Source organism: Citrobacter sp. MGH105 (assembly GCF_001037485.2).
Taxonomy (GTDB): Bacteria; Pseudomonadota; Gammaproteobacteria; order Enterobacterales; family Enterobacteriaceae; genus Citrobacter; species Citrobacter portucalensis.
This window is the reverse complement of the sequence record NZ_CP073048.1, coordinates 462,647-471,734: the sequence shown is the minus strand read 5'-3', so window position 1 is coordinate 471,734 and position 9,088 is coordinate 462,647. Positions and strand designations below refer to the sequence as shown.

12 protein-coding genes are annotated in these 9,088 nt (G+C 50.5%); 5 read left to right on the top strand and 7 right to left on the bottom strand.

The annotated features are described in order from the left end of the window. Nucleotides 1-4 precede the first annotated feature (4 nt). Together smg and dprA are read right to left on the bottom strand one after the other, a co-directional pair. Nucleotides 5-478: a DUF494 family protein Smg gene (smg, locus tag SK35_RS02275; protein WP_003031162.1), complete on the bottom strand. Its 474-nt coding sequence runs from the start codon at nucleotides 476-478 to the stop codon at nucleotides 5-7. Then, nucleotides 450-1,574 (bottom strand): DNA-protecting protein DprA, encoded by a 1,125-nt coding sequence (gene dprA / locus SK35_RS02270; RefSeq protein ID WP_048215428.1) that lies wholly within the window; start codon nucleotides 1,572-1,574, stop codon nucleotides 450-452. The genes smg and dprA overlap by 29 nt, the downstream gene beginning before the upstream one ends. Nucleotides 1,575-1,703: 129 nt before the next feature. On the opposite strand from dprA, the gene def reads away from it, so the two are divergent. From def to mscL, 5 genes are all read left to right on the top strand, one after another. Continuing rightward, nucleotides 1,704-2,213, top strand: coding sequence for a peptide deformylase (def, locus tag SK35_RS02265; protein ID WP_003828283.1), 510 nt, complete (start codon nucleotides 1,704-1,706; stop codon nucleotides 2,211-2,213). Between the two features lie 14 nt (nucleotides 2,214-2,227). Continuing rightward, nucleotides 2,228-3,175, top strand: a complete 948-nt coding sequence (fmt, locus tag SK35_RS02260; RefSeq protein ID WP_048215427.1) for a methionyl-tRNA formyltransferase — start codon at nucleotides 2,228-2,230, stop codon at nucleotides 3,173-3,175. 51 nt (nucleotides 3,176-3,226) lie between these two features. After that, on the top strand, nucleotides 3,227-4,516 hold the full coding sequence (gene rsmB, locus SK35_RS02255; protein WP_048215426.1) for a 16S rRNA (cytosine(967)-C(5))-methyltransferase RsmB: 1,290 nt from the start codon (nucleotides 3,227-3,229) through the stop codon (nucleotides 4,514-4,516). A gap of 21 nt (nucleotides 4,517-4,537) precedes the next feature. Continuing rightward, entirely contained in the window at nucleotides 4,538-5,914 is a 1,377-nt protein-coding gene (trkA, locus tag SK35_RS02250) for a Trk system potassium transporter TrkA (RefSeq protein ID WP_003031153.1), read from the top strand. Nucleotides 5,915-6,055: 141 nt separating this feature from the next. Further along, entirely contained in the window at nucleotides 6,056-6,469 is a 414-nt protein-coding gene (gene mscL, locus SK35_RS02245) for a large-conductance mechanosensitive channel protein MscL (RefSeq protein ID WP_003031152.1), read from the top strand. On the opposite strand, the gene arfA is transcribed toward mscL, so the two are convergent. The 5 genes from arfA to SK35_RS02220 all read right to left on the bottom strand — a co-directional run bounded on the left by arfA (nucleotide 6,466) and on the right by SK35_RS02220 (nucleotide 9,067). Further along, nucleotides 6,466-6,684 carry an alternative ribosome-rescue factor ArfA gene (arfA, locus tag SK35_RS02240; RefSeq protein WP_003828276.1) on the bottom strand — a complete coding sequence of 73 codons (219 nt, stop codon included), beginning with the start codon at nucleotides 6,682-6,684 and terminating at the stop codon, nucleotides 6,466-6,468. The genes mscL and arfA overlap by 4 nt on opposite strands. A 57-nt stretch (nucleotides 6,685-6,741) precedes the next feature. Continuing rightward, nucleotides 6,742-7,167, bottom strand: a complete 426-nt coding sequence (zntR, locus tag SK35_RS02235) for a Zn(2+)-responsive transcriptional regulator (protein WP_003031145.1) — start codon at nucleotides 7,165-7,167, stop codon at nucleotides 6,742-6,744. Between the two features lie 10 nt (nucleotides 7,168-7,177). After that, entirely contained in the window at nucleotides 7,178-7,546 is a 369-nt protein-coding gene (locus tag SK35_RS02230) for a DUF1992 domain-containing protein (RefSeq protein ID WP_048215425.1), read from the bottom strand. A 107-nt stretch (nucleotides 7,547-7,653) separates the two neighbouring features. After that, on the bottom strand, nucleotides 7,654-8,037 hold the full coding sequence (gene rplQ, locus SK35_RS02225) for a 50S ribosomal protein L17 (RefSeq protein WP_001216370.1): 384 nt from the start codon (nucleotides 8,035-8,037) through the stop codon (nucleotides 7,654-7,656). Nucleotides 8,038-8,077: 40 nt separating this feature from the next. Next, nucleotides 8,078-9,067: a DNA-directed RNA polymerase subunit alpha gene (locus tag SK35_RS02220; RefSeq protein ID WP_003031139.1), complete on the bottom strand. Its 990-nt coding sequence runs from the start codon at nucleotides 9,065-9,067 to the stop codon at nucleotides 8,078-8,080. Nucleotides 9,068-9,088: the final 21 nt, after the last annotated feature.

Sequence of the window (9,088 nt, the reverse complement as noted above, 5' to 3'; positions counted from 1 at the left end):
TTGATTAATGCAGCATACCTTCATTCACTTCAAAGAGTAATTCTTCCATTTGCTGATAGGCATTTTCACAACCTGGAATGTTGAATAGCACCATCAGAATCACCCACTTCAGGTCTTCCAGATCGAACTCTGCCGTATCTAGCGCGAGTACGCGCTCAATAACCATTTCTCGCGTTTCGAGGTTTAGCACCTGAATCTGCTCCAGGAATAGCAGGAATCCTCTACAGCTTGCATCCAGTCGGTCGCACTCTTCCGCAGTATAAATACGTATAGAAAGAGGGTCCGATGCCAGCTGCATAGGTTCAGCAAGACCATCCTGATAGTCAGCAAGCTTCTCCAGCCAAAGTAACGCGTTGTAAATGTCTTCACGATCAAAACCAGCGTCGGTAAGATCCCGTTCCAGTTTGTCCTGATCCACACGCAGCTCAGCTTCGTTATGGATATATGTCTCAAACAAATACATTAGTACGTCGAACATGGCATGCCCTCCTCAATCGGACATAGCCGCCGGGTACAGCTGCGATCCACCCTGCTAACTCCAGTTCGAGCAGTTGAGCCACTACCTCTGGCACAGGTTGGCCGGCACGTTCAGCGACGACGTCAACAGGTGTTACCTCATCTCCTACGTTAGCCAGGAGCTCCGGAAATGGCAATGCCACCTCTTCGTGATCTGGCGAATAAATTGATTTTTCAGGTTCATCTGGCAACCATTGCAGCCCATATTGCAAATTTTCAAGAATTTCCTCTGGTGTCGTCACAAGCATGGCTCCCTGCTGAATAAGCCAATGCGGGCCTTCACTTCCCGGGCTCCCAATCGGCCCAGGTAAAGCAAACACCTCCCGCCCTTGTTCAATTGCACAGCGAGCAGTAACCAGCGACCCGCTACGCTGTGCAGCTTCGACAACCAGTACACCTTTACTTAGACCACTGATAATGCGATTTCGTCGGGGAAAATTGCGCGGCAAAGGGAGCATATCTAATGGGAACTCAGACACCAGTGCGCCCCCAGCCTCAATAAGTCGCTCCGCAAGACGGATATGCTGTCGTGGATGAATGGTCTCAAGTCCATTTCCCAGCACCGCAATACTTGTGCCTTGTCGGTTTATCGCAGCATTGTGCGCCACGCCATCAATCCCCCGGGCCAGACCGCTGGTGATCGTCACCCCACATGCAGCAAGCTTTTCACAAAACAACCGTCCCCAGCGTTCGCCATACCATGAATGTTGTCGACTACCGACAACGGCAACTTGAAATGAGTGGAGGCATGCGGGAGCTCCTGCCACAAAAAGCACCCCAGGATAATCCTCAATCGCACGGAGCTGTGGCGGATAATGCTCGCTGTCGGCAACCACAAAATGGTGGTTAGGCTGTTCAAGCCAGCGCAGCGTTTTTTCCAGCGTCAGATCTGAAAAGGTTAAAAAGCGTCTTGCCTGGCGTGGAGAGAATCCTGCCTGCAAGAGTACCGCGTTGTTAATGCACGGTTGAGTATTGAGCCAGTGAGCAACGCGCACTATCTCATCACCATACAGTTCATTCACTTGCGCTAAACGTAGCCAAATTTCGATTTGGGTCATCCCTGTTCCCCTGCCACAAGCAGTCCTGGCAATCTTTGCGATTGGTCACTGATGCTGTCAATCAGAGGGGGTTTTGTCTAGAATAGAGGTAATAATCTTTTCAACTCCTGAACTCAACTCTGGATAACTATGTCAGTTTTGCAAGTGTTACATATTCCGGACGAGCGCCTTCGCAAAGTCGCAAAACCGGTTGAAGAAGTGAATGCAGAAATTCAGCGTATCGTTGATGATATGTTCGAAACGATGTACGCCGAAGAAGGTATCGGTCTGGCAGCAACACAGGTCGATATTCATCAGCGCATCATTGTTATTGATGTCTCTGAAAATCGCGATGAGCAGTTGGTACTCATTAACCCAGAACTGCTGGAAAAAGACGGCGAAACCGGCATTGAAGAAGGCTGTCTGTCTATTCCTGAACAGCGTGCGTTAGTACCGCGTGCAGAGAAAGTAAAAATTCGTGCGCTCGATCGCGACGGCAAATCTTTTGAACTGGAAGCCGATGGCCTGCTCGCTATCTGCATTCAACATGAAATGGATCACCTGGTCGGTAAACTATTTATCGATTATCTGTCTCCGTTGAAGCAACAACGCATTCGTCAGAAAGTTGAAAAACTCGACCGCCTGAACGCCCGAGCTTAAGGACAAGGATCAACGTGTCAGACTCACTACGTATTATTTTTGCGGGTACACCTGACTTTGCAGCGCGTCATCTCGACGCGCTGCTGTCTTCTGGACATAACGTCGTTGGCGTGTTTACCCAACCGGACCGCCCGGCGGGACGCGGTAAAAAGCTGATGCCCAGCCCGGTAAAAGTGCTGGCAGAAGAAAAAGGGATACCGGTCTTTCAACCCGTCTCTCTTCGCCCTCAGGAAAACCAGCAACTGGTTGCTGATTTACACGCAGACGTGATGGTGGTGGTGGCATATGGCCTGATCCTGCCAAAAGCCGTACTGGAAATGCCGCGCCTGGGTTGTATCAACGTTCACGGTTCCCTGCTTCCGCGCTGGCGGGGTGCAGCACCGATCCAGCGCTCACTGTGGGCAGGCGACGCCGAAACCGGTGTTACCATCATGCAGATGGATGTTGGCCTCGACACCGGTGATATGCTGCTAAAGCTGTCCTGCCCAATTACGGCAGAAGATACCAGCGGTTCGTTATATGACAAGCTGGCAGAACTGGGGCCTCAGGGGCTGATTGAAACGCTAAAACAGCTGGCTGCCGGCACAATAAAACCGGTGGTACAAGACGAATCACTGGTTACGCATGCAGAAAAACTCAGCAAAGAAGAGGCCCGTATCGACTGGTCGCTTTCGGCTGTTCAATTGGAACGCTGCATCCGCGCCTTTAACCCCTGGCCAATGAGCTGGCTTGAAATCGATGGTCAGCCAGTGAAAGTCTGGCAAGCTTCGGTTATTGCTGTAAACACCCAGGCCGAGCCAGGCACCATTTTAGAGGCGACAAAGCAGGGTATCCAGGTCGCAACAGGCGACGGCATTCTGAATCTTATCTCTTTGCAGCCTGCCGGTAAAAAAGCCATGAGCGCGCAGGATCTGCTTAATTCGCGCCGGGAGTGGTTCGTGCCCGGAAACCGTCTGGCCTGACGGTTCATCTCTTTAAGCCCGGTGTCTCCGGGCATTTTTATTTTTGCGCTTATGAAAAAACATCTTAATTTACGCAGTATGGCGGCCCAGGCCGTCGAACAGGTTGTCGAGAAAGGACAATCACTAAGTAACGTGCTGCCCGCCATGCAGCAAAAAGTTGCCGATAAAGACAAAGCGCTGTTACAGGAACTTTGCTTCGGCGTATTGCGTACACTCTCTCAACTGGAGTGGATGATCCAGCAACTGATGGAACGTCCAATGACGGGCAAACAGCGCACCGTTCACTACCTGATCATGGTGGGCTTCTATCAACTGTTGCATACTCGTATTCCAGCGCACGCTGCGTTGGCTGAGACCGTAGAAGGCGCGGTCGTTATTAAGCGTCCACAGCTGAAAGGGCTGATCAACGGCGTACTGCGCCAGTTTCAACGCCGTCAGGATGAACTGCTGGCCGAGTTTGCGCAAAGCGATTTGCGCTTCTTACACCCCTCCTGGCTGGTGAAACGTATTAAGAGTGCGTATCCGCAGCAGTGGGAAGCCATTATTGAAGCCAATAACCAGCGACCGCCGATGTGGCTACGAGTCAATCGTAATCACCATACTCGCGACGCCTGGCTAGACCTGCTTACCGAAGCGGGTTTGACAGGTTTCCCGCATCCAGACTACCCGGATGCAGTGCGTCTGGAAACACCGGCTCCAGTTCACGCCCTCCCTGGTTTTGACGAAGGTTGGGTCACCGTTCAGGATGCTTCCGCTCAAGGATGCGTAAATTATCTGTTGCCGGAGGACGGTGAGCAGATCCTCGACCTGTGCTGTGCGCCGGGCGGTAAAACCACTCACATTCTGGAAGTTGCTCCGCTAGCTAACGTCATGGCCGTCGATGTGGATGAAAAACGCTTATCGCGCGTTTACGACAATCTGAAACGTCTGGGCATGAAGGCAACCGTAAAACAGGGAGATGGCCGCTATCCACAGCAGTGGTGCGGTGAACAACTGTTTGACCGTATTTTGCTGGACGCCCCATGTTCTGCTACCGGGGTGATCCGTCGCCATCCGGATATCAAATGGCTGCGCCGCGACCGGGATATTGCCGAACTTGCCCAATTACAGGCTGAGATCCTGAACGCTACCTGGTCACATCTTAAATCTGGCGGCACGCTAGTGTATGCAACGTGTTCTATCCTGCCAGAAGAGAACCAGCAGCAAATTGCCGACTTCCTGGCACGCACACCGGATGCGGTATTAAGCGAAACCGGTACGCAGGAAAAACCCGGACGTCAGAATTTACCGGGTGCAGAAGATGGCGATGGCTTCTTTTACGCTAAGCTAATCAAAAAGTGATGAGATAACGGGTCGCGACTGATGAAAATTATCATTCTGGGCGCAGGGCAAGTTGGCGGTACGCTGGCTGAAAACCTGGTCGGAGAGAACAACGATATCACGGTAGTCGATACCAATGGTGAACGCCTGCGCAGCCTGCAGGACAAGTTTGATCTCCGTGTCGTGCAAGGGCATGGCTCGCATCCCCGCGTATTACGTGAAGCCGGTGCCGACGATGCCGATATGCTGGTTGCCGTAACCAGCTCAGATGAAACAAATATGGTTGCCTGCCAGGTAGCTTATTCACTGTTTAATACGCCTAATCGCATCGCCCGTATTCGTTCACCAGATTACGTTCGCGATGCCGACAAGCTGTTCCAATCCGATGCAGTGCCAATCGATCACCTGATTGCGCCTGAGCAACTGGTTATCGATAGCATTTATCGCCTGATTGAATATCCGGGCGCATTGCAAGTGGTGAATTTTGCCGAAGGTAAAGTCAGTCTGGCAGTAGTAAAAGCCTATTACGGCGGGCCGCTTATCGGTAATGCGCTGTCAACAATGCGTGAGCATATGCCGCACATCGATACCCGCGTTGCGGCGATTTTCCGTCATGACCGACCGATCCGTCCGCAAGGTTCTACGATCGTTGAAGCGGGTGATGAAGTCTTCTTTATTGCGGCATCACAGCATATACGCGCCGTAATGAGTGAACTGCAGCGTCTGGAAAAGCCGTACAAACGCATTATGTTAGTGGGTGGTGGTAATATCGGTGCGGGTCTGGCACGTCGTCTGGAAAAAGATTACAGCGTCAAACTGATCGAACGTAATCAACAACGCGCATCCGAACTTGCAGAGAAACTACAAAATACGATCGTCTTTTTTGGTGATGCTTCGGATCAAGAGTTACTGGCCGAAGAACATATCGATCAGGTCGATCTGTTCATCGCAGTGACCAACGATGATGAAGCAAATATCATGTCGGCGATGCTTGCCAAACGGATGGGTGCCAAGAAAGTAATGGTGTTGATCCAGCGCAGAGCATACGTCGATCTGGTGCAAGGCAGCGTGATCGATATTGCGATTTCACCGCAGCAGGCGACCATCTCCGCGCTGCTGAGCCACGTGCGTAAAGCTGATATTGTTGGCGTTTCTTCACTTCGCCGTGGCGTCGCGGAAGCCATTGAAGCCGTCGCACACGGGGATGAAACGACGTCGAGAGTTGTAGGGCGTTCAATTGATGAAATTAAACTTCCGCCCGGAACCATTATTGGCGCCGTTGTACGTGGTAACGATGTCATGATTGCCAACGATAACCTGCGCATTGAGCAGGGCGATCACGTAATTATGTTCCTGACAGATAAAAAGTTTATTACCGACGTCGAGCGACTATTCCAGCCAAGTCCTTTCTTCCTGTAATAATTTGGGCGCTAATACAGCGCCTTTTTTATTTCCCTTTATTTTTCATGGTCTAATAAATTTTCCTTTCGGCAATACATAAATGGAAATTGCCTAAACATTTGTTAAACTTATAAACGTCAGCTGCATAGGGAGAATAAAATGAGCATTATTAAAGAGTTTCGCGAATTCGCGATGCGCGGGAATGTTGTCGATTTGGCAGTGGGTGTCATTATTGGTGCGGCATTCGGTAAGATTGTTTCATCACTGGTTGCCGATATCATTATGCCGCCGCTGGGGCTGTTAATTGGTGGAATTGATTTTAAACAGTTTGCTTTAACGCTACGTGATGCACAGGGAGACATCCCTGCCGTGGTCATGCATTACGGTGTATTTATTCAGAATGTATTCGATTTCATTATTGTTGCGTTTGCTATCTTTATGGCAATCAAACTGATCAATAAACTGAACCGTAAAAAAGCGGAAGAGCCGGCTGCACCGCCAGCTCCATCGAAAGAAGAAGTATTGCTAAGTGAAATTCGTGACCTGCTGAAAGAACAGAATAACCGCTCTTAAGCACTCACTGAAACAAGAAGGCCAGTGGTAAAAAAGTTAATTACTTTCTTGCCACTGGCCTCCCAGTTACCCCGATTGCCATGTTTGCCTTTACGCAGATAACTTCCTTTCCCTTTCTTATTTTTCTCAACGCGCTGTCTGAACAGTGGGTCATGCAGAAGCGCCTCAATGGCGTTGTCCTTTATCTGCCCTTTGGTGTGCTGATAACGACTCATAATATCTCCAGTTTGTAGTAATTTACGCCGCGAGTGTAGACCTGGCAGTTCAAGAAATCAACAGCCTGATGTTGTTCCACTGGCGCCTTGCTCAAGAGCTTCAAGAATAGAGCAGTACACGCTGCTGTGTGCCTTGCCGCAGCATGCATCATTCAATCGCTGCAGAGACCGCTGCATCGTCTGAAGTTCAGCAATACGGGCTTCGACTTCTTGCAGTCTTTCCTGGACGATCCCTTTTGATTCCTGACAGGTATGGTGTTCGGGATCAACCCGGATCGAAAGCAATTCACGGATCGACTCCAGAGTGAAACCAAGCTGCCGGGCATAACGAATAAACTTCAAGCGCTGAAGATCGCTTTCTGTATAGAGGCGAAATCCGCCTTCAGTACGCACTTCATGCTCCATCATCTGCTGCTTTTCATAGTAGCGGATAGTATCTGGCGTAACGTCAGCCAGTTTCGCTATTTCACCAATTCGGTACATGCTCTCTCCGCTATTCATCGTTGATCTTTTTTAGCAGCTTATCTGCGTAGTCACCGCGCAAAAACTCGGTGCTGAGTCCAGCCTGCCGAAGTTTAAGTTCCAATAGCGACAGTCTTCGGCTCACCTCAGGATAACTGGGATCATCTTTGCGGATCCCCGCAAGTATTTCAAGCAGCTGTATTGCCTCTCTGCGTTGCTCGAGCTCAGGAGGAAGGCAACCTGCATTTTTTAATAAACGGTATCCGGCTCGGAGTTCAGGCGGAACATGGGAGTCATCGTCAAGAGTCATCGGTTCGCCCGTTCCCGGTAAATCATCAAACTCGCCTTTAGACTGTGCATCAATAATATGGCGCTCTGCCCACTGGTCCAGTAACCACATACAACACTCCAGGGGATGAACAAAAAGAGTACAGATATTGTAGATAAGTGGGGATATGACGGATATAAAAAAACCCGCCGAGGCGGGTTTTTTTACGTTACTACAGATTACTCTGCAGCAGCTTCTGTTTTCTCTGAACGATCAACCAGCTCGATGTATGCCATCGGCGCGTTGTCGCCTGCACGGAAACCACACTTCAGAATGCGAGTGTAACCACCGGCGCGGCTCGCAAAACGCGGGCCCAGTTCGTTAAACAGTTTTGCCACGATCTCGTTATCACGAGTACGGGCGAATGCCAGACGACGATTAGCTACGCTATCAGTCTTGGCAAGAGTAATCAGCGGCTCAACTACGCGACGCAGCTCTTTCGCTTTCGGCAGAGTCGTCTTGATGATTTCATGACGAACCAGTGAACCTGCCATATTGCGGAACATAGCCTGGCGATGGCTGCTGTTGCGGTTCAGTTGACGACCACTCTTACGATGGCGCATGACCTTATCCTTCTCAGTAAAACCTTAACCTGTGATCCGGTTACTCGTCAGCGATGCTTGCCGGTGGCCAGTTTTCCAGGCGCATGCCCAGAGACAGTCCACGGGAAGCCAGCACGTCTTTAATCTCGGTAAGAGATTTTTTACCAAGGTTAGGCGTCTTAAGAAGCTCAACCTCAGTACGCTGTACCAGATCACCGATATAGTGGATAGCTTCTGCTTTGAGGCAGTTAGCAGAGCGGACAGTCAATTCCAGATCGTCAACAGGGCGCAGCAGGATCGGATCGAATTCTGGTTTCTCTTCTTTAACTTCCGGCTGACGTACATCACGTAAATCAACGAAAGCTTCCAGTTGTTCAGCCAGAATGGTTGCCGCACGACGAATCGCCTCTTCAGGATCGATTGTGCCGTTGGTTTCCATTTCGATGACCAGCTTGTCCAGGTCGGTACGCTGTTCTACACGCGCTGCTTCAACATTGTAGGCAATACGCTCTACAGGGCTGTAGCATGCGTCGACCAGCAGACGGCCGATTGGGCGCTCATCTTCTTCCGAATGAATTCGGGTAGAAGCCGGCACATAACCACGACCGCGCTGAACTTTGATACGCATGCTAATAGATGCATTCTCATCGGTCAGGTGGCAGATCACGTGCTGTGGCTTGACGATTTCGACATCACCATCATGGGTAATGTCGGCTGCAGTCACAGGGCCAATGCCAGATTTATTCAAGGTAAGAATAACGTCATCTTTACCCTGAACTCTCACCGCCAGCCCTTTCAGGTTGAGCAGGATTTCCAGGATATCTTCCTGAACGCCTTCTTTGGTGCTGTACTCATGTAGTACACCATCAATCTCAACCTCGGTCACCGCGCAACCCGGCATCGATGAGAGCAGAATACGGCGCAGTGCGTTACCCAAAGTATGGCCAAAGCCACGCTCTAAAGGCTCAAGGGTCACCTTGGCGTGCGTCGAACTCACTTGCTCGATATCTACCAGGCGCGGTTTTAGAAACTCTGTCACAGAACCCTGCATTGTGTCCTCTCTTTGGTACTA

Coding starts and splice junctions, on each gene's coding strand:
- SK35_RS02230 (WP_048215425.1), bottom strand. CDS start 7,546: ATGTGGTTACTGGACCAGTGGGCAGAGCGCCATATTATTGATGCACAG.
- rsmB (WP_048215426.1), top strand. CDS start 3,227: ATGAAAAAACATCTTAATTTACGCAGTATGGCGGCCCAGGCCGTCGAA.
- dprA (WP_048215428.1), bottom strand. CDS start 1,574: ATGACCCAAATCGAAATTTGGCTACGTTTAGCGCAAGTGAATGAACTG.
- zntR (WP_003031145.1), bottom strand. CDS start 7,167: ATGTACCGAATTGGTGAAATAGCGAAACTGGCTGACGTTACGCCAGAT.
- arfA (WP_003828276.1), bottom strand. CDS start 6,684: ATGAGTCGTTATCAGCACACCAAAGGGCAGATAAAGGACAACGCCATT.
- mscL (WP_003031152.1), top strand. CDS start 6,056: ATGAGCATTATTAAAGAGTTTCGCGAATTCGCGATGCGCGGGAATGTT.
- trkA (WP_003031153.1), top strand. CDS start 4,538: ATGAAAATTATCATTCTGGGCGCAGGGCAAGTTGGCGGTACGCTGGCT.
- def (WP_003828283.1), top strand. CDS start 1,704: ATGTCAGTTTTGCAAGTGTTACATATTCCGGACGAGCGCCTTCGCAAA.
- rplQ (WP_001216370.1), bottom strand. CDS start 8,037: ATGCGCCATCGTAAGAGTGGTCGTCAACTGAACCGCAACAGCAGCCAT.
- SK35_RS02220 (WP_003031139.1), bottom strand. CDS start 9,067: ATGCAGGGTTCTGTGACAGAGTTTCTAAAACCGCGCCTGGTAGATATC.
- smg (WP_003031162.1), bottom strand. CDS start 478: ATGTTCGACGTACTAATGTATTTGTTTGAGACATATATCCATAACGAA.